The sequence below is a fragment of the Halobacillus sp. AWH4_228 genome (genome assembly GCF_056158365.1).
In genome coordinates this window covers 588,124-612,547 of sequence record NZ_JBSWTE010000001.1, presented here as the reverse complement: position 1 = coordinate 612,547, position 24,424 = coordinate 588,124, and the positions used below count along the sequence as shown (strand labels likewise).

Below are 24,424 nucleotides of genomic sequence, written 5' to 3'. Positions count from 1 at the left end.
GAACCTCATGACTCTCTGCGTTATAATTATCTCGAATTCAAAGTAAATGAGGAGGATCATTCATGGAGTTAAAAGGCATCCATCACGTATCAGCCATTACAGCTTCCGCAGCCAATAACTATGATTTTTATACAAGTGTGCTTGGGATGCGGCTCGTCAAAAAGACGGTAAACCAGGATTCCCCTTCTATGTACCACCTCTTCTATGCGGATGAAAAGGGAAATCCCGGGACGGACCTGACCTTTTTCGAAATACACCGGGCCGGCCATACCTATCCGGGAACAAGGAGCATCTCCACCACATCTCTACGGGTGAAAGATGATGAAGCCCTGCTATTCTGGCAGAAGCGTTTGAATGATTACGACCTTGATGTAGACAGGATACAGGAACGTCTGGGTAGAAAAACGCTCGCGTTCAGAGACCCGGAAGGCCAGCGGCTTATGCTTGTATCCGATCAGAACAACACCGGCGTACGTGCAGGAACACCCTGGAAAAACTCCCCCATTCCTCAAGACAGCGGTATTCTTGGACTCGGCCCTGTTCATTTGACCGTTCATGAAGCCGTTAAAACAGAAAAAGTACTGACGGAAGTCCTCGGTTTCCGTAAAGTCGGCGCCTATGATCAATGGACGGTTTATGAAACAGGGGAAGGTGGGTCAGGAGCTGAAGTCCATGTGGAGGAAAAGCCGGATGCACAACCTGAAAAGCCTGGAAGGGGCAGTGTTCACCACGTTGCCTTCCGCGTTGAAAATGAAGAAGAATTAGCAAAGTGGAAGACAATCATCGATGCCGCCGGTTATCCGAATTCCGGTCTTGTCGATCGCTTTTATTTCAAATCATTGTACTTCAGAGAAGCCAATCACATTTTATTCGAACTGGCTACAGACGGACCTGGATTTGCCACTGATGAAGACCCCGCACACCTGGGTGAATCACTGGCTCTTCCACCGTTCTTAGAGCACGAACGCGAAAAAATCGAAAAAACGCTGGCTCCACTGGATACTTCCAGAACATGAATCGTGCTCCATTGTGCATACGCCTCGTACAATCCGCCAACCGTACGAGGCTTTCTTTATTCTTCTCATCTCCTCCCTTCCGAAAAGACGGGGAAGCAGACTCCCAAAGCATGAAAAAAGCTTGTAGAGAAATACCTTTCCCTACAAGCTGATTTCGTTAAAATGCAATCTGTATTACGATTCAAGACGCGATTTAACCCAGTTGATTAAACCGCCTTTTTCCATAATGTCCATTTGTCTGTCTGATAGGGCATGCTCCAATTTAATCGTTTGGCCCCTGCCTTTAATTTCAGCTTCAACCACCGGCGATTTTTTGATCTGCTCTCTCAATCCTTTGAAAACGAGAACGTCTCCCTGCTCAATCTCTTCCAATTGAGCCGGATCCTTGAATGTAAGCGGCAGGACGCCAAAGTTGGCCAGGTTCTGCCAGTGAATTCTGGCAAAATCTTCGACAACCGCTACTTTCATCCCTAAATACTTAGGAGCCAGAGCGGCATGTTCCCGGCTGGAACCCTGTCCGTAGTTGGCACCTGCCACAACAGCATGACCACCCTTTTCTCTCTGTTCCATCGCCCGGTCATAGTACGTGTCATCTACGATCTCAAAGGTGAACTTACTAATTTCCGGCAGGTTACTTCGGTATGGCAGCACTCGCGCTCCTCCTGCAAGAATCTCATCGGTCGAAATGTCATCCCCCATTTTCAGGAGCACAGGGAGCTCCATTTCGTCCGGAAGTTCATCCATTTCAGGAATCGAGGCGACGTTTGGACCTTTGACTAATTCGACGTCCTTTGCCTCCTCGTAGGGCAGAGGTTCATCCAGAAGACGTGTATCCACGGTCGGCTCATCCAAATCCTTCACATCAGGATAGTCAAACCCGGCTTTTCTCGGGTCCGTTATGACTCCTGTCAAAGCAGAAACGGCTGCGGTTTCCGGGCTGCATAAAAAGACACTGTCTTCTTTCGTCCCGGAACGTCCGGGGAAGTTTCTCGGTGTTGTACGCAGGCTGTTCCGTCCTGTGGCAGGTGCCTGTCCCATACCGATGCATCCATTACACCCCGCCTGATGGAGACGTCCTCCAGATTGAAGGAAATTAGCGATATGCCCTTCCTGTGACAAGTCAATCAGCATTTGTCTGGAGGTCGGATTTATATCAAAAGAAACGCCATCGGCTATATGTTTACTTTCAACAATTTTGGAGGCTGTCGCAAAATCACGGAATCCAGGGTTCGCCGAGGAACCGATATAAGACTGGTAGATTCCTTCTCCCTCCACTTCCTCAACAGGTACCACGTTTCCCGGACTGGAGGGCTTGGCCACCATTGGTGTAATTTCTGAGAGATTCAATTCATCGTGGACATCATATGTGGCATCTTCATCCGGTGACAGTTCTATCCATTCGTCTTCCCTGCCTTGAAGCTTCATGAATCGTTTCGTTTCCTCATCGGAAGGAAAGACCGTTCCAGTTGCCCCAAGCTCTGCTCCCATATTCGCTATGACATGCCTGTCCATGGCTGTGAGATTTTTCAAACCGGGTCCATAATATTCAAACACGTGGTTCACTCCGCCTTTGACCCCGTGCCTGCGCAGCATTTCCAGTATGGCATCCTTCGCACTGACCCAGTCCGGAAGGGAACCGCTCACTTTTACGCCCCATACTTTCGGCATCTTTACATAAAACGGTTCACCGGCAACAGCCATTGCGACATCGATGCCGCCTGCCCCCATGGCAAGCATGCCCATACTGCCGTTGGCACATGTGTGGCTGTCAGATCCCAGCAGTGTTTTCCCCGGCCTCGCCAGCCTCTGCATATGAACAGGATGACTGACACCATTTCCCGGACGGCTGAAATAAAGCCCGAACCGCTTGGCGGCACTTTCTAAGAACAAATGGTCATCTGGATTTTTGCTGTCTTCCTGGATTAAATTATGGTCTACATACTGAGCAGAAACCTCTGTTTGAGCCTTTTCAATCCCCATTGCCTCCAGTTCAAGCATCACCATTGTCCCTGTAGCATCCTGCGTAAGAGTCTGATCAATTTTCAAACCGATTTCCGATCCAGGCGTCATCTCTCCCTCGACTAAGTGGTCCTGGATCAGCTTCTGTGTGACATTGTATCCCACACGAATCACTCCTCCTCACTGATTGGTCGATATTTCAAGAATAGATGAAATTTTCCTATACCTTTTATACCCGTTCTCGTGTATTATTACTCATAAACCCATATTTTCCCTTGAAAAACCTCTAATGGACACCCATTCTGTCCCTTTTATGAAAGTCCCCTTCAAAAACCACCTCTTAAGTACCATTTTTTCTGCGACTTGGGAAACTGCCGAAATTTATTGAAAATGATGAAACGAACATGTATTCTAAAAATAGATTTGAAAGAGAATTGTTCTCCCAAATCAACAGTTGATCAACTAGGTGTGTGGAAAATGGAATATGGAAAAGTGCTTCGGTTCCATCGGGTGAAGCAAGGGTTAACACAAAACCAGCTCGCTGATGGAATTATTTCGCCAGCGTATTTATCCAAGATTGAGAACGATCAGACCGTTCCTGCCTCTGAGGTACTCGAACTTTTGTATGAACGCCTCGGCCTTGATTTTCACGACTCTTCCTATAACCACCCTTCCAAAGAAAAGCTGAAGGAATGGTATAAAACGATTTTTTACAAGCAAAGGGAAGACGCGGAAAGATTGAGAGAGGAACTTTCTCATCAAAAGGATACGCTGAACAATCATCATCTGTATATATTTTTCGAGCTCTTCCGCATTCGCCATCTTTTATTGGAAAACAAGGTGGAGAAGGCTTATGAGGCATGGAAAGATATTAAACAGCATGAAGATACATTCGATGTTGAAATGAAGTACTATTTTCACGTAAGTTCCGGCCTGCTTGAATATTATCGAGGGAATTTTGATGAATCTTTTCAACAGTTGATGAAAGCCAAGAACTACATCAGTTCAGCGGGCATCGAAAAGTGGGAAATAAGCGATTTATATTACCACTTATCTTTAAGTTCCAGCCAGGCTCATCATGTTTCTGCCTCTGTTTTCTATGCAGATCAGGCCTTGGAAGCTTATAAGAGCCAGTACGATCTTGCCAAAAGTGCAGACTGCCACATTCTTCTAGGCATCAATTACAGCCGGTTGAAAAACTATACGAAATCTCTTGAAAATTATAATCTGGCTAAAAAGATTGCATCTCAGACCAAAGATAATCAACAACTCAAACTGGTTTATATCAACATTGCAGTGTTGGAATCCAGAATTGAAAACCACGATTCTTCCATTCATAATTATAAGAAAAGTTTAGAATATGTTCGTGAATCTAAATCTACTTATGATTATCACGAGTACTTGAATATCATTCACGGGCTGGTCATTGAACACTACCGCTTGGATGATAAATCCGGGTGTCTTGAATGGATTGAAAAAGGCTTATCGGAAGTCGAAAAAACTGCTTCTGAAAGTCACTACCTGCACTTTATGGTGTATTACAATTTACTGAAAGAACTGCCTGAAACACTTCCCTTCATTGAGGAAACTGTCCTTCCTTATTTTCAAAAAAAGAAGGAACATGTTTATGTGATCAGGTATTCTAAGTTCTTAGCCGATCTCTTTGAAAGGCAGAGAATGTATAAACGCTCTTCCGAATATTTAAGGTTAGCAATGCAATTGTTAAATAAACATTCTGACTTAGGAGGAATTATGTTATGAAAAAGATCATTGCATTTGTCGCTGTTCTAGGTCTGGCTGTATCTATCGCCGCTCCGATGACTGCAGATAGCGCAGTAGAAACTTACCCTAGACCATTAGTTGCTGAGCAAGTTTAATTTACGTGTTAATTTAATTTTTATATAATTAACACCTCCCCTAATCCTATACCTATACAAACTTTCGCCTCTACTTTTCTTGAGTAGGGGTCTTTTTTTGCCAAAAAAAAACACGACCTTGTTCCCAAAGTCGTGTTTTCATCAGGATTTATTTATCCCTTTGTTGTTCCCAGGCCGCATATCCACCCTTCAAGTTGATGGTGTCCTTAAAGCCGTTGGCCTGCAGCAGGCTGACGGCGATCGCGGAGCGGACCCCGGATTGGCAGTGGACGATTGGTGTCCGGTCGTTCGGAATTTCATCCAGGTTGTCTTTCAAATGTCCAAGCATGAAATGACGGGCCTGATCCATGTGACCTGCCTGCCATTCACCTGGATTACGCACATCGATGACCACATATTGATCATCCTGTTTATAGTGACTCTCCAGTTCCTCCGGGGTAATGGACGTATAAGTTTCAAGTCCTCCGATCTGACTGAGATCTGATTGGGCAACATAAGCTGTAACTTCATCCAGACCGATGGCTTCCAGTGATTTTTTCATTTCATCTAACCGGCTTTCCTCACCGATGAGTACGATGGACTGGTCATAGTCGACGAGCCAGCCGGCCCAGTTTGAGAAAGATCGATTGTAAGGAATATTGATCGTTCCTGGAAGGTGGCCTGCCGCAAAGGTCCACTTATCTCTCGTGTCAATGATGACCGTATCATTTCCTCGATAACCTTCCAGTTGATCCACTGTCAATTTCTTTATATCTCTTCCCTTATTCAAAGACGGGCCTTCTTTATTCAGCTTTTTCATCATCCCAAAATATTTCGGTGGCTCCGGCTGTCCATCAATCAATTCCTCTGTAAATTCATCGACATCCGTGTGCTGAAGCGCCCAGTTATTTGCTTTTTCATAGCCAACCGTAGAAGCAGGGACTGCTCCTAATGATTTCCCACAGGCACTGCCTGCGCCATGACCCGGCCAGACTTGAAGATAATCAGGAAGTTCTTTGAAAGCTTCAAGGGACTGGAACATTTGGCGCGCTCCCTGCCTGGACGTCCCTTCTGAACCGGCAGCCTTTTCCAACAGATCCGGACGGCCGACATCCCCTACAAAGACGAAGTCTCCTGTGAAAATCCCCATAGGAACCTTGGAGCCTCCTCCTTCATCAGTTAAGACAAATGAAATACTTTCAGGGGTATGTCCGGGGGTGTGAAGAACATCAAATTTAATATTTCCAACGTAAAACTGATCTCCCCCGTTCAGTAACACGTGATTCAATTCATTTAAATACTCGTATTTCCAGTCATTGTCTCCCTCATTGGACAAATACAGAACAGCTCCAGTATGCTGAGCCAGTTCTCTGGCACCAGAGAGAAAGTCGGCATGAATGTGTGTTTCCGTCACTTTCGTGATTGTAAATCCTTCTTTTTCAGCTGTTTCAAGATAAGGATTGATATCACGTGCGGGATCAATCACCATAGCTTCACCCGTTCGCTGGCATCCTGTCATATAAGACATCTGAGCTAATTCTTCATCAAAAAATGATTTAAAAAACATCGTTCGCATCCTCCTTAAAAAGCTTATATTGAATTTATAACATACCCCTTACCGTATGTAAAACCAAGAAGCTTATTTACGTCTGTCCCAATTCGGACCAAGAAAAACAAGGGAATTTCCAATGAGGCACCGGCTTATTTATAAAAAAATGCACACGAATACCGTGTGCATTTACTCTTCAAAGTATTTGTTTAAAGTGGTGACGGGATCCAGGTTCTTCAGAGGGCTCATCGGGAATACATTGTTATCCTTATTCAACGCTACGGCGTCGATTTCCTCGTAAGACAGGTCACGCACGGTATGATCGATTCTTGCTTTTGTTTCATTCATCATGCCCATGACACTGCGGTTATCCGTTTTGGTATAAACGATTTCATCAGTGGCATCAAGGATATAGTAGGCTGCCTTCTTATCAACATCCAGCAGTTGAAACAGCTGCTGAAGGGAGCCTTTAATCACATTATCCAGATGCTCAAATTGTTCTTTCTGCAAACCGAAGAGCGTCAAATTTATACCTGTTTCATTGTTCATAAGCATCAGGCACTTTCTACCCTTCACCGTAATCATATTTGCATGCCATTTATATAAATCGGGGACATCCTGATAATCATTCAAATCACGAACAGGGGATTTCAATTCATTCTGCAGTTTTTTTGTAGCACCAATGACGAACATCTTTCCACCTCTTTCATTTCTTTAGCTACACCTATTTTACCTTTTTCACTATAAAAAACAAAGGAGAACCATTACGGCCCTCCTTTGTTCAAGCTTTCGTGCGCCTGGCGAAGTCCACAAATTGAAACTTGTCAGGACGGTGTCTGGATTCTGTAAATTGAAAGGCTGTCGTATCGGCAAGGTAGACATAACTTCGAATAACGACCACCTGCTGATGACCATTCAAGTCCAGCAGTTCCCTGTCTTCATCCGTGATATCTTCGACGACGATTTCCTTTTTGGCAAAACTGATTTCAAGTCCCAGCTCTTCTTCTATATAGTGATAGAGAGACTGCTCCGCTGTTTCCTTCGTAATATCCGGGATCAAATCTTCACGGATATAGTCTTTATCAAGAATGATCCGTTCTCCATCAATTTCTCTTGAGCGGATCAGCTTCCAAAGTTTCGCATCTTCCGGACATCCCAGCTGCCTTCGGATGTGGGAGGCCTGTGTGACGATCGCCAATTCATGCACCGACGTTTTCACTTCCTGTCCCATCTGGTCAGCCAGCTCTTTAAAGCTGGTCAGACCCGAAACAGGAAATTTGAATTTGTTCCTTTCCAGAACGACCGATCCCTTCCCACGCACTTTTTGGATATATCCATTTTGAGCAAGCAAATTCAGCGCTTTTCTGATCGTTTCCCGGGATGTATCAAACTGAGCAGTCAGCTCATGTTCAGATGGAAGTGTCTCACCGGCAGAAAAGACCCCCTGCTGTATCTTTTTCACGAGTTGATTAAAGATGACTACGTATTTGTTCTTCAAGGTTTATCCCCCTCTTCCATTTTACCTGCCTGGGAGATGATAAACCACAGATTCATAAGGGCGGAGAGAGATTTCTTTTCTGATTGATGGTTCGTCCTCATAGTTGCTGATCAACACGTCCATCTCTTCCTGACTGTCTATGGATGATGGCAGCTGGAACGTCGCAGCTTCTCCGTAAAAGTTATTGATAACCAGCAGCTTTTCTCCATTCCACTCCCGAAGATAAGCGAACACCTGTGGATGTTCCGGCGTAAGAAGCTGGTAATTCCCGAACGTAATGATATCGTGGGACTTCCTCAACTGAATCAGCCTGCGGTAATGATGAAAAATGGAGTTTTCCTTATTCATGACCTTTTCAGCATTGATGGTTTTGTAGTTATCTGCAGGCTCAATCCACGGCGTTCCATCTGTAAACCCGGCATTCGAGTTATCATTCCACTGGACAGGTGTCCGTGAATTATCTCTCGATTTCTGCTTTAGAACAGCAAGGATCTGATCTTCATCGAACCCTTTTCCTTTAAATTCTTCATACATGTTCAGGGATTCCACATCCCTGTATTGATCGATATGGTTGAATTTAGGATTGGTCATTCCAAACTCTTCTCCCTGATAAATATAAGGCGTGCCCTGCATCATATGAATGACAGTCGCAAGCATTTTCCCGGATTCCTCCGGATAGTTCACGTCATCTCCAAATCTTGAGAGGACGCGCGGCTGGTCGTGGTTGCACCAGAATAGAGCGTTCCACCCGCCGCCTTCATTCATTTCCTTCTGCCATTTCGATAAGATGGCTTTCAGTTCATGAAAATCAAAGTCGGCTACGGTCCATTTCTCTCCACCCGGATAGTCCACCTTCAAGTGATGGAAGTTAAAGGTCATGCTGAGCTCCTTGCGTTCAGGAGCCGTATATTTGATGCAGTGGTCAATCGTAGTTGAGGACATTTCCCCAACCGTCATCAAATCATAAGGCTGGAAAACTTCCCGGTTCATTTCCTGCATGAATTCATGGACCCTTGGACCATCCGTGTAAAATTTACGGCCGTCCCCCGGAGCTTTAGAGCCATCATCATCAGGAAATTCCTGGTCCTTGGATATCAAGTTAATGACATCCAGGCGGAAACCGTCGACACCTTTCTCTCCCCAGAACCGCATCATTTCATAAATATCCCCGCGCACCTGTTCATTTTCCCAATTCAGATCTGCCTGAGTAATATCGAAAAGGTGAAGGTAATATTGACCGGACGTTTCATCATAGGCCCAGGCACTCCCCCCAAACTTGGATTTCCAATTGGAAGGCGCACCACCGTTTACAGGGTCCTTCCAAATGTAATAATCCCTGTACGGACTTTCCTTGGACTGAAGAGCTTCCTGAAACCATTGATGTTCGGTCGACGTATGGTTCACAACAATATCCATGATCAGCTTCATGTCGCGTTTGTGCGTTTCATGAAGCAGTCGTTCAAAGTCTTCCATTGTTCCGTATTCATCATGAATATCGTAATAATCACTGATGTCATACCCATTATCATTCTGAGGGGATTTATACATCGGAGTCAGCCAGAGAACATCCACTCCAAGTTCATTCAGATAATCCAGTTTCTCAATGATCCCCTGGATATCTCCGACTCCATTGCCCGTTGTATCGTTAAAGCTTTTCGGATAGATCTGATAGACAACCGCTTTTTTCCACCAGGGCTGTTCATTCATGACCTCACCACCATTTCATAGTTTTATACGTCTTTTTTACGTTTTGCATAGAGATACGTTCCTACTAGAGGGAGCACGATGACGATAGCCATCCCTATCATGAAATCCAGCCAATAATCGCTGACGATGGAGAAAATGCCCGGCACACCGCCGACTCCAATCGAATTAGCCAGCACCCCTTGAGCTGAGATATACAGTCCGGCAATGGCGGATGAACTGACCGCTATAATGAATGGATATTTGAAGCGCAGGTTCACACCGAATAAGGCAGGCTCTGTAACCCCAAGCCATGCGGAAACTCCTGACGATACACCAAGCCCCTTCAGTTTTTCATCCTTCGATGCAAGCCAGATCGCAAACGCCGCTGATCCCTGGGCAATGTTAGACAAGGCAAGCATCGGCCATAGGAATGTCGTGCCTGTAGAACCGACAAGCTGGATATCTACAGCCAGGAACGTATGGTGCATCCCTGTTATGACGAGCACGCCGTACAAGCCGCCGTAAATCAGCCCGCCAAGCCAGGAGAACGTATCAAATACAGCTACAAGTCCATCTGTAATCCCGTTTCCAATCGCAAATGTAATCGGCCCAATGATAATGAAGGTCAAAAAGCCTGTGACAAGTAAAGCAATCGGCCCAACGAAAAGCAGTTGTATGCTGTCCGGAATCCGCTTGCGCAGGAACAATTCAATCTTCGTAAGCAGATAAGCTGCAGCCAGGACTGGAAGCACCTGACCCTGATAGCCGATTTTCTCGACCGTCATACCAAATAAATTCCACGTAGGAACGGAGCCTTCGGAAACAGCTTCCCCATAGGACCAAGCATTCAATAAGTCCGGGTGAACGAGAACGAGTCCAATAACAATCCCTAAAATCGGACTGCCTCCAAATTTCTTGACAGCGGACCACCCGATCAATCCAGGCAGGAACACGAATGCCGTATTGGCGATAATAATAATCATGTTCGCAATATCAGACCACTGAGGATACACATCAATCAAAGACTGATTATCAAAGAAAATATCGGGTGCTGTAAGCAGATTGTTGATACCCAAAAGCAGACCAGCGGTTACGATGGCCGGCAGAATCGGAATGAAAATATCAGCCAATGTTTTTATGGCTCGTTGGAGCGGATTCATTTTTTCACTTGACGCTTGTTTCACTTCTTCTTTTGTAGACTCACCAATACCGGCCAGTGCTACAAATTCCTTATACACTTTATCAACTGTTCCCTGGCCTACGACAACCTGGAACTGGCCATTCGTAGAAAAAGAACCTTTGACGGCTTCAATCTGATTCAGTTTCTCCTGATCGACAATCCCCTCATCATGCAGGGCCAGCCGCAGCCGAGTGACACAGTGCGTGGCAGCCGACAGGTTTTCCTTTCCACCAATGGCTTCTAAAATTTCTTCGGCCTGTTTTTTGTGATTCATATCCTTACCTCCAGATGTTATTTTTTCTTCCCAAACAACGAGGTTCATCTACGGGTATCCAAGCGCTATTCTTAAACGCTTTCAACAACCATCAAAATAAACTTGTATATACATGATATGACTTTATTATAATTTGTATATACAAGTTATGCAACCGTTAACATTAATCATTTATAAATGGACTTCCTTTCCTTCATGAAGAAAAACGAAAAAAGCCCAAAACATCGTTATTATATGAGCAGATTGTTTTTTCATCCCTATCTGTTATGGTATATATTTAGGGTGTCGAAATAAATAGGAAGAAGGGATAAGCATGCAGACCAGCACAGCAGAAGCCCGGAAAAATGTGTGGGTGATGTGGTTTGCAAATTTCTTTATTGCAGGAAGCATCACGATGGTTCTTCCTTTTTTGTCGTTGTACATTGAAACATTCGGAAATTTCTCAGATGCCTACGTTCAGACATGGTCCGGATGGGTATTCGGCGTCACATTTGTCACTGCTTTTATATTTTCACCGATATGGGGGAAGGTTGGAGACCGATATGGACGGAAGAAAATTCTCGTCATGTCTGCGCTCGGACTAGCCTTATCGGTCTTCTTTATGGGGCATGCCACATCCGTTTGGCAGCTCTTTTTCCTGCGTTTATTTATGGGCGTATTCACCGGGTTTATTCCCATGTCCCAGGCCCTTATCTCTACGCAGACACCTAAGGAGACAGCAGGACGTGTACTGGGAACGCTTCAGACCGGGAGTATTACCGGCAGCCTCCTCGGACCGCTGCTCGGGGGGTGGATTGCCGATGCCATTGGTTACGCCGCTACATTCCAATACGTTTCCTTTACCGTAGCCCTTTCAGCCATCATCGTCTATTTCGGGGTACGTGAGCAGAAAGTGAAAAAGGAAAGCGCCGATGAGAAAACCAGCTATAACACGAGAGAAGTGCTCAGCCATATTGTTCACCACCCACTATTACTAATGGTTATGGTGGTGTCCTTATTTGTCCAGATTGCCCACTTCAGTATTCAACCGATCCTTTCCTTGTTTGTCGGGGAACTCCACGGCCCGGAAAACCTCGCCTTGTTTTCCGGAATTGCATTTTCCGCTGCCGGACTGGGTAATTTAATGATGGCTAGAAAATGGGGAAAAATCGCAGACCGGATCGGTTATATAAAGATTCTCATCTTCCTTCTGGTTATGGCAGGTGTCGTATACCTGCCGGCCGCTTTCGTTACGAACATATGGGAGCTTGTTCTATTAAGGTTCCTTCTCGGTGTTTCCATCGGAGGCATTATTCCTGTTCGAACTGCTTACATTAGACAGCAAGCCCCTGTAGCTATGCAGGGAGAAGTCCTTGGCTACAACACCAGTCTCCGTTTCCTAGGAAACATCATCGGCCCCGCCATGGGCGGTATGGTTGCAGGTGCATATGGATTTTCGATGGTCTTTTTCGTGACCAGTGGATTGCTTCTTCTTTCCGGTGGCATGCTGTTTTTGGTCCTTCACAAACGTAAACCCGTTTTCAATCACGCATCCAGCCACTAACAGATTTTATCTGTTAATATAGGTGTAAAGACATTCCGGGAGGGATTCGATGAACCGTGCACTACTAGTCATTGATTACACGAACGATTTTGTGGCGGATGAGGGGGCGTTGACCTGTGGAAAAGCAGCTCAGGCGCTCGACCCATTCCTTACCAAGTTGAGCAGGGATTTTGTTGAGCAGGGGCAGATGCTTGTTTACGGGGTCGATGTTCATGAGCAAGACGATCCTTATCATCCGGAAACGAAGCTGTTCCCCCCTCACAATATAAGAGGATCAGAGGGCAGACATCTGTATGGGAAAACCGGGGAGGTCTATTCCGTCTATGCCGACCGCTCTTCGGTCCTATACATCGATAAGACCCGTTACAGTGCTTTCGCCGGAACCAACCTCGATCTGAAATTACGCGAACGGGGCGTTACTGACCTTCATCTTACAGGGGTATGTACAGACATCTGTGTGCTTCATACAGCAGTGGACGCTTACAATTTCGGATATTCCCTTACGATTTATAAGGAAGGGACCGCCAGCTTCAATGAAAGTGGTCATGCATGGGCACTGGCCCATTTTGAAACCGTGCTTGGTGCCAAGGTTATCTAACAGGCGCAGCTTTCGTTTCCCGTTGGGGAAGCGGAAGCTTTTCTTATGGCCCGGCATTACAGAACCAAAAGGAAGGGAGTGATGAGGTTGTCACCATCACCAGAACCATCTATGAAATATTTTAAAACCGTGTTTATATTAAGTGCTGCTGTTCTCATTGTTGTCATGAATACAACGATGTTTAACATAGCACTCCCGAGCATTCTGCGGGAGTTTTCACTCGAACCTTCCGAAGGTGCCTGGATTGTTTCCGGTTATTCCATTGTCCTGGCTGTCTTTACGATCACCTACACGCGGTTAACGGATTATATCCCTATCCGTCATCTGTTGACGATCGGGATCACCATTTTCAGTTTATCTTCCATTCTGGGATTCTTTGCAGATTCCTACCTATGGCTGCTGACCGCCCGTCTTTTACAGGCGTCAGGGGCCGCTGCTATCCCAGGCTTGTCCATGGTATTCGCCGGAAGGTATATTCCGCCGGCACGCCGGGGAAGTGCTTATGCATTAATCGCTTCCTCCTCTTCCCTCGGTTTTGGTCTCGGGCCTGTTGCCGGCGGGTTTATTACGGACTACGTCGATTGGAATTTCTTATTTGTTGTCACCGTTATGGTTCTATTCATCGTTCCTCTCCTTTACAGGGTCATGCCGGCTGAAACAATGAAACGTGGAAGCTTTGATGTGTGGGGCGCTGTATGGTCTGGAGGTACGGCTACCTTTTTCCTTTTATACTTTTCCACCTTTACGCCGTGGTATTTAGCAGGGGGCATTCTGGCCGCCCTGTTATTATGGAGAAGAATCAATCATACAGATGTACCGTTCATTCAACCTGAGATTTTAAAGAATGCTCAGTACCGGAAAATCTTATATATGAGTTTTCTCGGTTTCACGCTTCACTTTGCTGTTCTATTCCTGATGCCGATTATGCTTGAACAGGTGTATGGAAAAGGAGCGGCAGCCATCGGCCTGATTATTTTCCCGGGAGCCATGCTTTCAGCTGTGGCTGCGGTGTATATCGGCCGTCTCATTGACAGCTACGGAAACATCAGAATCCTATTATTGTCACAGGTGTTATTAATGATCGCCGCCTTTAGCTTTTACATGTTCTCCGGGCTCAGCCCCTATCTCATTATGGTCGGGTATATGTTTACAAGCTTTGGATTCTCCAGCTTGTCGTCTAGCTCAACAAACGAGGTATCCCATATCCTGCCCAATGAACAGATCGGGGCCGGAATCGGGCTTAAACAACAGATCCAGTTTATCGGCAGTGCGTCCGGGTCTGTCCTTGCGGGGATTCTCCTGGATTTCAGGCAGCAGCCGTACACGGTGTCTGACTTCTCCCTTCCATTCGGCATATTGATTGTTCTTATGGCTCTGTCCATTCTGACACTGGCGCTTTATACAAGAAAGACGGAAGTTCCAAACGTTCAAAAAACTGACATTTGAATTTTACCGCAGAATCGAATATGATGGAGAATGGAAAAATTTTAATTAACCCAAACTGATATAGATAGAACAATAGGAGGAATCACTTATGAGCTCAAAAGATTATCGAGTTCTGCTGTATTATAAGTATGTTGACCTTCCTGATTACGAAGAGTATTGCCAAAACCACCTGAAATTCTGTAAGGATCTCGGGCTGAAAGGACGAATCATTGTTTCTCATGAAGGAATCAATGGAACCGTCTCAGGTACAGTAGAACAGGTCGAGGAATATATGAACTACGTCCGCTCCGATGAGCGCTTCGCAGACATCCACTTCAAAATGGATGAGCATGAAGGCCACGCATTTAAGAAAATGCACTGCCGTGTGAAGCCCGAACTTGTCAACTGGAGCCTCGAAGAAGATGATATCGATCCTAAAACCTTCGGAGGTAAGCACCTGAAGCCGAAGGAATTCAACGAAATGTTGAAAGATGAAGATACGATCGTCATTGACGGCAGAAACGAATATGAATACCGGATCGGCCATTTCCGTAACGCTATTCAGCCGGACGTCAACCACTCCCGCGAATTCCCTGAATGGATTGCTGAAAATGCAGACCAGTGGAAGGGCAAGAAAGTCCTGACTTACTGCACGGGAGGCATCCGCTGTGAAAAGCTGACCGGTATTCTTAAGAAAAACGGTGTTGAGGATGTGTACCAGCTTGAAGGTGGAATCACCACGTACAGCAAGGACCCGGAAGTGAAAGGTGAGTTGTTTGATGGAAAGATGTACGTCTTTGATGAGCGTATCTCTATTCCCGTCAACCACGTAGAAGAAAAGGTCATCGCTGAATGTGAGCACTGTGGAAAAGCGGAAGACCGCATGATCAACTGCAGCAATCCCGTCTGCAACCGCCAGTATGTCTGCTGCGAAGCTTGTGAAGAAGAGCATCACGCAGCCTGCACAGCTGAATGTAAAGAGCACCCGGAAAACCGCTGGGATGCTGTTCAGAAAAAGCAGATTGATAAATACGACCGTATTCACGGTTAAACAAAAAGGCTTGTCCCCTGCTTGGGGACAAGCCTTTTATCATTCCGCACTCCATCAGGTCCGGGCTTATCCTTTAAGCCGGTGGGCAGCATGATAAGTGGAACCGATGCCGCGGTCAAAGGGTAACGCATGCTGAATAGCTGTCGTAACGAAAGACTTAGCCCGCCGGACAGAGTCCTCCACACTGTTCCCTTTAGCCAGTTCAGCGGTGATGGCTGCAGAATACGTACAACCCGCTCCACTTGTATGGATTGTCTGGACACGTTCCGATTCCAGTTCCATCATTCCGCTTCCATCATAGAGCATGTCAACGGCTGGATAATCCTTCAACGCTCCCCCTTTAATCAATACATACTCTGGACCAAGGTGATACAGATCACGCGCCGCTGCCTTCATATCTTCCGGGGTTTCCGGAACCGGAACACCAAGCATATGGGCCGCTTCCTGAAGATTGGGCGTGATGATTTTCGCTAATGGCAGCAGTTCGTTCATAAGTGTCTCAACAGCCTCATCCTTCAGCAGCTGTGAACCCATTTTCCCGACCATCACAGGGTCCACCACTACATTCTCCACCTGGGACTCCTCAATGATTTCAGCCGTCCGCTTAATGATTTCTTCCGTAAACAGCATCCCTGTTTTTAATGCATCCACGCCTACATGCTCAAGTGATGCGTATATTTGAGCTTCGATAGACACAAGCGGCTGTGTAAAAATCCCCTGCTCTGTTTTTCTATTATTTGCAACAAGAGCTGTTACAGCGCTCATTCCGTAAACATCAAATTCTTGAAATGTCTTCAAGTCCGCCTGAATGCCTGCACTTCCCTGTGAGGCCGAACCAGCGATACTCAAGACTCTTGGTATTTGTCCCATCATGGACCTCCTCTTTCTTCTCTGTTCATAAATTGTAACAAAAACAAAAGGTCCAAAGCTATCCAGTCCCCTTTTCTATCCTGTAGAATAAAGGCAAAGGAGACGTGAAGATGAAACCGTTCACCGAAAGGACCATAACCATCATTAAGCAGATCCCCGAAGGACACATTATGACCTATGGACAGGTAGCTCGTACGGCCGGTAACCCAAGCGCAGCCCGACAGGTTTCCCGTATCCTTCACAGTATGAGCTCCACCTACCACCTCCCATGGCACCGTGTAGTGAATGCCCAGGGGCGGATCGCTTTTCAGGATGAAGAAAAAGCGGCTGTCCAGCGGAATCTTTTAGAGGATGAAGGCGTTTTGGTGCTTCATAATAAAGTGTCGTTGGAAACCTATCAATACGTGAATCATGAACCTTATGAATCCATATAGCTGAATGTGTGAAAAAAGGATGTTTTTCTATGTTTGAAATCAAACCATATCCCGAGTTGTCCTGGTCTCTTTCGCGGCATAAGACCATGCTGACCTGTTCCAGGAAATACGCCTATGATTACTATGTTTCCCATAATGGATGGCTGCGTCAGGCTGATTCGCTGGCCCGACAGGCGTATCGTTTAAAGAAGATCACCAATCTGGAAATGCTGTTCGGAAGCATTGTCCACGATTTGATTTATCAAACCCTGCAAAAAGTGCGCAGGGATGAGCCCCTGCCGGGCGAGAATCATCTTTTGGATGACATCCGCCACCATCTGAACCGTGGTTTCGTTGAATCCACAAAAAAAGAACACTTGTGGATGAACAGACCGAAACACTACACCATGCTTCATGAAATATACTACAGCCAGTCCAATACCCTGCCGGCAGCCAAGGTGGAGAAAATTACAGGAAGGCTGAAGCATGTAGTGAAACACTTTTTTAACAGCCGGACATTCAAGGATGTTCAGAATAAAGAAGCAATGGAATTCATCGATTCGGAAACCTTTCGTTTCATGAAAGCGGACGGCGTGAAGATTTTTGTTGTGATGGACCTTGTCTACAAAGATGTCACAAGAAATAAATGGATCATCGTAGACTGGAAAACGGGAAAGTCCTCCGAAGAAGACCGCAGTCAGCTTTCTCTTTATGCCCTGTACCTGCTTCAAAAGTACGAAATTCCATCTTTGGACGACATCATTATCCGAAACGAATATCTCCTTGATGGAACACATGTGGAGTACCAGTTGGACGATCAGGATCTGATCAATGTCCAGCACCTCTATCAAATCAGTATGGAGCAGATGAAGCTGTACCTGGCCGATCCGGATAAAAATGAGCCCCTCCCCCTTCAGCAGTTTCCGATGCAGAGCAATCCTTCCATCTGTTCACGGTGCAATTATCAGGAACTCTGCTTCCCTTCCAATTCGAATGTTTGAGAAAGATGAGAAAAGGCTAAACAATTAGCAGAAGACATTCTAGAAGGAGCTGTATACGACATGAAAGTACTTGTAGCAGGAGCAAACGGACATACCGGACGTCTATTAGTAGAATATTTAAAAGCTGACGGCCATGAGCCTTACGGCCTGATTCGTAAAGAAGAACAAAAAGCAGCGGTCGAGAAGCTTGGTGGAACACCAGTCCTTGCCGATGTAACCAAGAGTGATGTAGGGTATGCGGTTAAAGGAATGGATGCGGTTATTTTCGCAGCCGGTTCAGGATCCAGTACCGGTGCTGACCAGACAGAAGCTGTTGACCGTGATGGCGCGATCAACCTCGTCAAAGCAACCGAAAACCTCGGCATTAAGAAATTCATTATGCTGAGCAGTATGGCCGCAGGTGAACCGGAACGCGGGCCTGAGGAACTGAAGCATTACATGAAAATGAAGGGCGAAGCGGATGATTATCTTGCATCCACGGAGCTTGACTATACCATCGTCCGTCCCGGCGGTCTGACCAATGAATCCGGCACGAGCAAAATCCAGGTCGGTGAAAAAGTAGACGCTGGAACGATTTCCAGAGAAGATGTTGCGAAAACAATGATTGCCTGCCTTCAAGAACAGAACTGCTATCACAAGACATTTGAAATGATTTCCGGTAACCAGCAGATTGAAGAGGCATTAAAAACATTATAATCAAAAAAAACCAGGCCGCGCGCCTGGTTTTTTTATACATAAGCAATAGGCATAGGCACAAAGTCACTTCATAGGACAAAAGTATTGAAAAATATAATTCTCTGCTATAATGTTAACAACTGATGCGTTAAAGGAGTAGTGAATTATGAAAGGCTCATTAATTAAACAACATCGGAAATTTAAAAATATGACCTTGGAAGAACTTGCATCAGGAATCTGCTCGGTCTCTTATTTGAGTAAGATCGAGCACGATACAATCAATGCCAGTGAAGAGATTTACCGCCTGCTCGGCGAGCGCTTAAAAATTAAACTGATTGATATTAACGAAGAGTTCGACGAGGCAATATACAACAATCTGCATGCCTGGCACGAGGCTGCCCAGATGAGGGATTTCTCCCTTATGGAAGAACTCTATGAAGAGTGTACCCATCAATTAGATGATAACCAGAATATTGAATTGACCAACTTATATAAAATTGTTCACACCCGCCATCAAATGACTAAAATCGGAAAAACCCTTACGGATGACGTCATGAAGGAACTTTCGAATATTTATGACGGTGCAAATCCAGAATATCGTTTTTTTTTCCATAAAACCGTCGGTGTTCATTACTTGTTATCAGCGGAATTGAAGAAGGCCCTGAAGCACTTTATGGAAGCCGAACACCTCATGAATAGACTTCCCATCCACGACGGGGAGGTTTATTTCCATTTAGCTTTAGCGTATTCAAAAATCCGGTCGTTTGTTGAATCCACCTACTATGCCTACCAGGCCTTAGAGATCTATGAGGCTACACTTTATTATCAACGCATGGTTGATAACTATATTATTATTGCGATTAATTACAACGCCCTCGGCGTGCATCAAATTGCTGAAAGGTTCCTCTTAAAAGTGCTGAAGGTCGCTAAATATCAGCTGCCTGTTACTGAAAAAAGAAGGATTTATCACAACCTGGGGATCAACTATATTAATCAGGAAAGATACTCTGATGCCTATCACTACCTGCACCAAGCCTATGAAATCGATACGAAGGAAACCATGTTCAGATCCAGTACGATCTACCTGCTTGCTTTGACCAGCTACTATAGTAATGATTTACCCCAGTGCTGGAAGTACATTGCGGATGGAGAGGCTGAGTCGGAAAAGGAAAATCTCCTGAAATACAAACATAAGTTTTATATCTTAAGGAACATGGTGAGTGAAACAACACTCGAAGATTCCTTCATGGAAAAGCTCGAGCATACAATTATTCCTGACTTCCGGCGGTTGAATGAATACAAAGACTATAAAGAATTTGTAGAAATGCTCGGCAACCTCTATTACGAAAAACGCATGTACAAAAAAGCCGCCATGTACTACAAAGAAGCCAACCACTACAGAGAAACCCAAAAAAAAGATTTACTATAAAAAAAGGAGAAAGCAACCGCTTCCTCCTCAGCTTGTAGAGAAACCCCTGTTTCTTTACGAGCTTTTTTCTTTCTTACCGCCAGGAGCGAAAGCCCCTTCCCTTTCCGCGGACGAGCGCCCGAGCTTCCTCGCAGAACCCACGCTCGGCGATCTAGGACCACTCGTTCTTCCGCAGGAGTGGAAGGGGCACCGCTCCTTGAGAGTTCTTTAACATCGACAAAGACTCTCCTTCTCCCAGCTCACCTTTGCTGGATGGAGGAGAGTCTTTTTTATATTCAGGCAGCCGTCATCAGCGCCTGTTCTTTTTCTTTTCCACGCAAGTGCGCACAAGCGCAGCCCATGCCGTTCTTTTGAATCTGCGAACCTGCTCAGGGCACACACTCTCTCCTCTATATTCTAACGTCGGGACGAGGAGCGTTCGGTGGTGAGGCCTGCGGGAACAGCGCGAGCCGAAGATCCAATTGGTCAAATGGTTTTCTTGACCAAGTCAGCTGAGGCCGTGCCCGCGGCAAGCATCCACCGATAAGCGGAACTTGTCCCCTCAACACGACATGCGGAGAACTCTGCCTGGATAACCCGGATTTTTCTACAGCCTGAGGAGAAAGCATCCGCTTCCGCCTTTTCCTTTTTACATCCCGGTAATGTTTTTCTTCCAGTTCTTAAATTCCAGCTCATCGAATTTAGCTCCCATTTTCTCCTCATCGATGTAAAACAGCGCCTCATCAAGAGAACAGTCAACCTCTGCTTCACAATGAATCGCAGCAAGCCTCCTTGATAAATGAAGCATCTCCAGGTTCTCTTCTATTTTCGAGCGCTGCCCTTTCGTCAGTTCCTCGATATTTTCAAGGATGCCTTCAATAGTTCCATACTTCAGAAGAAGTTTCAGGGCTGTTTTTTCACCAATCCCTTTCACCCCTGGATAGTTATCACTCGTATCCCCCATTAAGGCCTTCAAATCAATCATCTGAGAAGGTGTGATGCCTTTTTCCTCATAAAAGCTGTCTTCATGATACTCGGCATAGTTTCCATATCCCTTCTTCAATAGGACGACATTCACATTCGGTTTCAAAAGCTGGAGGAGGTCCTGATCTCCTGTCAGCAGGAAAACCTGGGAATCCTCACTATACACCCGGCTGAGCGTCCCCATACAGTCATCCGCTTCATACCCGATCCGCCCAACATTCGGTATATCCAAGGCCGCGACGGTTTCTTTAGCCAGTTCAAATTGGGGAATCAGCTCAACAGGCGGCTCCCCCCGATTCGCTTTATAATCCGGATATAAATCGTTCCGGAAGGTTTTACTTCCCATATCCCAGCAGCAGATGACGTGGGTAGGCTGATAGGTGTCCAAAGCGGTGAATAAATGCTTCATCATCCCATAGACAGCATTCGTCGGTGTGCCTTTGCTGTTGATCATATAATAATTACTCATAGCCGTGGCGTAAAAAGCGCGGAATAATAGTGCCATGCCATCGACAAGCAGTACTCGGTTGGTCGTCATACATAAGCTCCTTTTTCACTAGATACTCTTATTATAACAAGAATGTCCAAAGCATCGAGCGCTGTTTTTCAGTTTTGTTTTCTGTAAATTGACAATTTTCCATCTTAATGGTAGTTTCAAAATGAAGGATAATGTAAACGCTTGCAAAATTATTTTAATAGGAGGATGGATCTATGGTTTATGCTTTTCCAAACACAGAAGGGTCGGACGTTCAGTTTAAGGAGCGCTATGATAATTTCATTGGCGGGGAATGGACAGCACCCATTAAGGGGCAGTACTTTGAAAATGTGACTCCTGTAACCGGCAGAACCTTCTGTCAGGTCGCACGATCCACAGAAGAGGATATTGAACTGGCTTTGGATGCGGCTCATAAAGCAAAAGATTCCTGGGGCACAACATCCGTCACGGAACGATCGCTGATTCTCAACCGGATTGCAGACCGGATGGAGGAAAACGCTGAAAAGCTTGCCATCGCTGAAACATGGGAAAACGGAAAAGCCGTACGCGAAACCTTGAATGCAGACATCCCTCTTGCTGTAGACCACTTCCGATATTTCGCTTCTGTCATTCGATCAGAGGAAGGAAGCATCGGGGAAATCGATCAGGATACGGTCGCCTACCATTTTAAAGAACCACTGGGCGTTGTCGGTCAGATCATCCCTTGGAACTTCCCGCTTTTAATGGGTGTTTGGAAAATCGCCCCTGCTCTGGCTGCAGGAAATACGGTCGTTCTGAAGCCGGCCGAGCAGACACCCGCATCCATCCTTTATTTCATGGAAATGGTGCAGGACCTTCTTCCTGCAGGCGTCCTGAATATCGTGAACGGCTTCGGTCTGGAAGCTGGTAAGCCTCTGGCGCAGAGTCCCCGCATCAACAAGGTGGCCTTCACTGGAGAAACGACGACAGGCCGTATGATTATGCAGTACGCTTCTCAAAATATCATTCCTGTCACGCTTGAACTTGGTGGTAAATCACCAAACATAATCTTTGAAGATGTCATGCGCGAAGATGACGATTTCCTTGATAAAACGATCGAAGGCATGGTCATGTTCGCCTTGAACCAGGGTGAAGTCTGCACGTGTCCATCCCGTGCCCTTATCCAGGAGTCCATCTATGATGAATTCATGGAGCGTGCGATAAAGCGGGTGAAAGAAATCAAAACCGGAAACCCATTGGACCCTGAAGTGATGATGGGTGCCCAGGCTTCTTCTGAACAGCTGGAAAAAATCCTGTCCTATCTGGAAATCGGTAAGGATGAAGGTGCCGAGTGCCTGACCGGTGGAGCACGCAATCAGCTGGACGGCGACTTTAAGGACGGCTATTATGTGCAGCCGACCGTTTTTAAAGGGAACAACAGCATGCGTATTTTCCAAGAGGAAATCTTCGGACCCGTCTTGTCTGTGACCACATTCAAAGACCATGACGAAGCTATGAAAATCGCCAATGATACCCTTTACGGTCTCGGAGCTGGTGTATGGACGCGGGATATGAATACCGCCTACCGTTTCGGCCGCGGCATTGAAGCCGGACGTGTGTGGACAAACTGCTACCATGCCTATCCTGCTCATGCAGCCTTCGGTGGATACAAAATGTCCGGCGTCGGCCGTGAGAATCATAAAATGATGCTCGATCACTATCAGCAGACGAAAAATATGCTTGTCAGCTACAGTCCGAAAAAGCTTGGGTTCTTTTGATCCCCCTCAGCTTCCTAAAAGAAAGGAGACCTCTTTAAGATGGTGGAACGTGTAAAAGCAACCGATGCTGCCCTGGATCTCATCGACCGTCTGAAGAATAAGCACGGCCCCCTCCTTTTTCACCAATCAGGCGGATGCTGCGACGGCAGCTCGCCGATGTGTTACGAAGAAGGCGATCTGATGATTGGCAGTCAGGATGTCCGGCTCGGGGAAATCGGGGACACCCCCTTCTATATGAATAAGCGGCAGTTTGATTACTGGAAGCATACCCAGCTGATCATAGATGTTGTGGACGGACGGGGAGGCATGTTTTCTCTCGAAGGAGTCGAAGGGAAAAGATTTCTTACGAGGTCCCGCGCCTTCACGGATGAAGAGTATCAGCAGTTGAAAGAAGCAAAAGTGAAGAAGTAAAAGGGCTCTCAACCAGCTGCCGGGAATATTCCCGGCAGCCTTTTTTCAATCCTCGGATGTCCATTCACTTTTGTTTCCTGAAAGCTGTCGTGACTCTCTCTTGGACACCACCCGCTTTTTCGAACAGCCTCAGCATCGCTTTGTTCCGGATATTTGTCGAACCTACATGGGAGGAAGCACCGAAGTCATGCTTCAGCCTGCGGAGAGTACCAAAAAACAACGCCGTCCCCTTTCCCCTTCCACGCTCTTCAGGCACCAGTCCGAAATAAAACACCCGCCCCTCATTCTCTGTTCCCGGTTCAATATGAGGCATAACAATCCCAATCGGCCGCCTCTTCTCAAAAACGGTCAGACAGGAGGATTCGTATCCTTTTCCTAATTCCTGTTTGACGCTTTCCATATGATCATCCATCGTCAGCGTCGACTTTCCGTTTGGAGAATCGTTCATCGACTGCTCCCAGACTTTCTTAAATAAAGGTTCCCCTATCTCTGAGACTGTCTTCCATGTGTATGAAGAGGAAACAGAAGGCAGAGACTTTAAAGGGGTCCGGTAAAAAACGGTCGTGTTGTGCCTGGTAAAGCCGTTGTTCAGCAGGTACACTTCTGCTTCAGGACAATTTTCCAGCATAAGCGTAATGATCTGCCCCGGGGAAGCATCCTGTTCAAGAATATCTGCCAATGAGCAGATGTCCGCTGCAGACAATCTCCCTGTATCTTCAATGGTGATATACTTTTCACCTTCGATTCGTTTGATGGCACCTTCTTCTGCAGGCATCATACATGTATCCCCTTCCA

Annotated in this window: 21 protein-coding genes; 12 read left to right on the top strand and 9 right to left on the bottom strand. The window is 46.0% G+C overall.

Annotation, left to right across the window (positions count from 1 at the left end):
- The first annotated feature begins 62 nt into the window (after positions 1–62).
- Complete coding sequence (locus ACXADP_RS03080; protein ID WP_474969870.1) at positions 63–1,016, top strand: ring-cleaving dioxygenase; 954 nt, start codon at positions 63–65, stop codon at positions 1,014–1,016.
- Between the two features lie 174 nt (positions 1,017–1,190).
- Here the strand turns inward: ACXADP_RS03080 and ACXADP_RS03075 are convergent, their stop codons facing one another.
- Positions 1,191–3,140: an aconitate hydratase gene (locus ACXADP_RS03075; RefSeq protein ID WP_474970802.1), complete on the bottom strand. Its 1,950-nt coding sequence runs from the start codon at positions 3,138–3,140 to the stop codon at positions 1,191–1,193.
- Positions 3,141–3,365: 225 nt separating this feature from the next.
- Between ACXADP_RS03075 and ACXADP_RS03070 the strand changes: the two genes are divergently transcribed.
- Positions 3,366–4,736: a tetratricopeptide repeat protein gene (locus tag ACXADP_RS03070; RefSeq protein ID WP_474970451.1), complete on the top strand. Its 1,371-nt coding sequence runs from the start codon at positions 3,366–3,368 to the stop codon at positions 4,734–4,736.
- A 264-nt stretch (positions 4,737–5,000) separates the two neighbouring features.
- Here the strand turns inward: ACXADP_RS03070 and ACXADP_RS03065 are convergent, their stop codons facing one another.
- The 5 genes from ACXADP_RS03065 to treP all read right to left on the bottom strand — a co-directional run bounded on the left by ACXADP_RS03065 (position 5,001) and on the right by treP (position 11,018).
- Positions 5,001–6,398 carry an MBL fold metallo-hydrolase gene (locus tag ACXADP_RS03065; RefSeq protein WP_474969872.1) on the bottom strand — a complete coding sequence of 466 codons (1,398 nt, stop codon included), beginning with the start codon at positions 6,396–6,398 and terminating at the stop codon, positions 5,001–5,003.
- A gap of 171 nt (positions 6,399–6,569) precedes the next feature.
- A complete protein-coding gene (locus ACXADP_RS03060; protein ID WP_474969873.1) occupies positions 6,570–7,073 on the bottom strand; it encodes a DUF6933 domain-containing protein in 504 nt (167 codons plus the stop codon).
- Positions 7,074–7,161: 88 nt separating this feature from the next.
- The gene (gene treR, locus ACXADP_RS03055) at positions 7,162–7,878 is read right to left on the bottom strand and encodes a trehalose operon repressor (protein WP_474969874.1); all 717 of its coding nucleotides are present in this window, start codon (positions 7,876–7,878) and stop codon (positions 7,162–7,164) included.
- A 21-nt stretch (positions 7,879–7,899) separates the two neighbouring features.
- Complete coding sequence (treC, locus tag ACXADP_RS03050) at positions 7,900–9,585, bottom strand: alpha,alpha-phosphotrehalase (protein ID WP_474970801.1); 1,686 nt, start codon at positions 9,583–9,585, stop codon at positions 7,900–7,902.
- A 23-nt stretch (positions 9,586–9,608) separates the two neighbouring features.
- A complete protein-coding gene (gene treP / locus ACXADP_RS03045) occupies positions 9,609–11,018 on the bottom strand; it encodes a PTS system trehalose-specific EIIBC component (RefSeq protein WP_474969876.1) in 1,410 nt (469 codons plus the stop codon).
- Positions 11,019–11,331: 313 nt separating this feature from the next.
- Here treP and ACXADP_RS03040 point away from each other — a divergent pair, with 313 nt between their 5' ends.
- The 4 genes from ACXADP_RS03040 to trhO all read left to right on the top strand — a co-directional run bounded on the left by ACXADP_RS03040 (position 11,332) and on the right by trhO (position 15,635).
- Positions 11,332–12,561 (top strand): MFS transporter, encoded by a 1,230-nt coding sequence (locus ACXADP_RS03040; RefSeq protein WP_474970800.1) that lies wholly within the window; start codon positions 11,332–11,334, stop codon positions 12,559–12,561.
- A 49-nt stretch (positions 12,562–12,610) separates the two neighbouring features.
- On the top strand, positions 12,611–13,159 hold the full coding sequence (locus ACXADP_RS03035) for a cysteine hydrolase family protein (protein WP_474970799.1): 549 nt from the start codon (positions 12,611–12,613) through the stop codon (positions 13,157–13,159).
- A gap of 87 nt (positions 13,160–13,246) precedes the next feature.
- Positions 13,247–14,605, top strand: coding sequence for an MFS transporter (locus ACXADP_RS03030; protein WP_474970798.1), 1,359 nt, complete (start codon positions 13,247–13,249; stop codon positions 14,603–14,605).
- An 88-nt stretch (positions 14,606–14,693) separates the two neighbouring features.
- Positions 14,694–15,635 (top strand): oxygen-dependent tRNA uridine(34) hydroxylase TrhO, encoded by a 942-nt coding sequence (gene trhO / locus ACXADP_RS03025; RefSeq protein ID WP_474969880.1) that lies wholly within the window; start codon positions 14,694–14,696, stop codon positions 15,633–15,635.
- A 66-nt stretch (positions 15,636–15,701) separates the two neighbouring features.
- On the opposite strand, the gene thiD is transcribed toward trhO, so the two are convergent.
- Positions 15,702–16,505, bottom strand: coding sequence for a bifunctional hydroxymethylpyrimidine kinase/phosphomethylpyrimidine kinase (gene thiD, locus ACXADP_RS03020; RefSeq protein ID WP_474970797.1), 804 nt, complete (start codon positions 16,503–16,505; stop codon positions 15,702–15,704).
- Positions 16,506–16,615: 110 nt separating this feature from the next.
- Here thiD and ACXADP_RS03015 point away from each other — a divergent pair, with 110 nt between their 5' ends.
- From ACXADP_RS03015 to ACXADP_RS03000, 4 genes are all read left to right on the top strand, one after another.
- Entirely contained in the window at positions 16,616–16,939 is a 324-nt protein-coding gene (locus ACXADP_RS03015) for an MGMT family protein (protein ID WP_474970796.1), read from the top strand.
- A 29-nt stretch (positions 16,940–16,968) separates the two neighbouring features.
- On the top strand, positions 16,969–17,919 hold the full coding sequence (locus ACXADP_RS03010; RefSeq protein ID WP_474970795.1) for a PD-(D/E)XK nuclease family protein: 951 nt from the start codon (positions 16,969–16,971) through the stop codon (positions 17,917–17,919).
- 60 nt (positions 17,920–17,979) lie between these two features.
- Positions 17,980–18,615, top strand: coding sequence for an SDR family oxidoreductase (locus tag ACXADP_RS03005; protein WP_474969883.1), 636 nt, complete (start codon positions 17,980–17,982; stop codon positions 18,613–18,615).
- Positions 18,616–18,760: 145 nt separating this feature from the next.
- Positions 18,761–20,023, top strand: a complete 1,263-nt coding sequence (locus ACXADP_RS03000; protein WP_474969884.1) for a helix-turn-helix domain-containing protein — start codon at positions 18,761–18,763, stop codon at positions 20,021–20,023.
- A gap of 628 nt (positions 20,024–20,651) precedes the next feature.
- On the opposite strand, the gene ACXADP_RS02995 is transcribed toward ACXADP_RS03000, so the two are convergent.
- The gene (locus ACXADP_RS02995) at positions 20,652–21,524 is read right to left on the bottom strand and encodes a 5'-3' exonuclease (protein WP_474969885.1); all 873 of its coding nucleotides are present in this window, start codon (positions 21,522–21,524) and stop codon (positions 20,652–20,654) included.
- Between the two features lie 173 nt (positions 21,525–21,697).
- On the opposite strand from ACXADP_RS02995, the gene adh reads away from it, so the two are divergent.
- The gene (gene adh / locus ACXADP_RS02990) at positions 21,698–23,218 is read left to right on the top strand and encodes an aldehyde dehydrogenase (protein WP_474969886.1); all 1,521 of its coding nucleotides are present in this window, start codon (positions 21,698–21,700) and stop codon (positions 23,216–23,218) included.
- A 39-nt stretch (positions 23,219–23,257) separates the two neighbouring features.
- Positions 23,258–23,629 (top strand): DUF779 domain-containing protein, encoded by a 372-nt coding sequence (locus tag ACXADP_RS02985; RefSeq protein WP_474970794.1) that lies wholly within the window; start codon positions 23,258–23,260, stop codon positions 23,627–23,629.
- A 64-nt stretch (positions 23,630–23,693) separates the two neighbouring features.
- On the opposite strand, the gene ACXADP_RS02980 is transcribed toward ACXADP_RS02985, so the two are convergent.
- The gene (locus ACXADP_RS02980) at positions 23,694–24,407 is read right to left on the bottom strand and encodes a GNAT family N-acetyltransferase (protein WP_474970793.1); all 714 of its coding nucleotides are present in this window, start codon (positions 24,405–24,407) and stop codon (positions 23,694–23,696) included.
- Between the last annotated feature and the right edge of the window lie 17 nt (positions 24,408–24,424).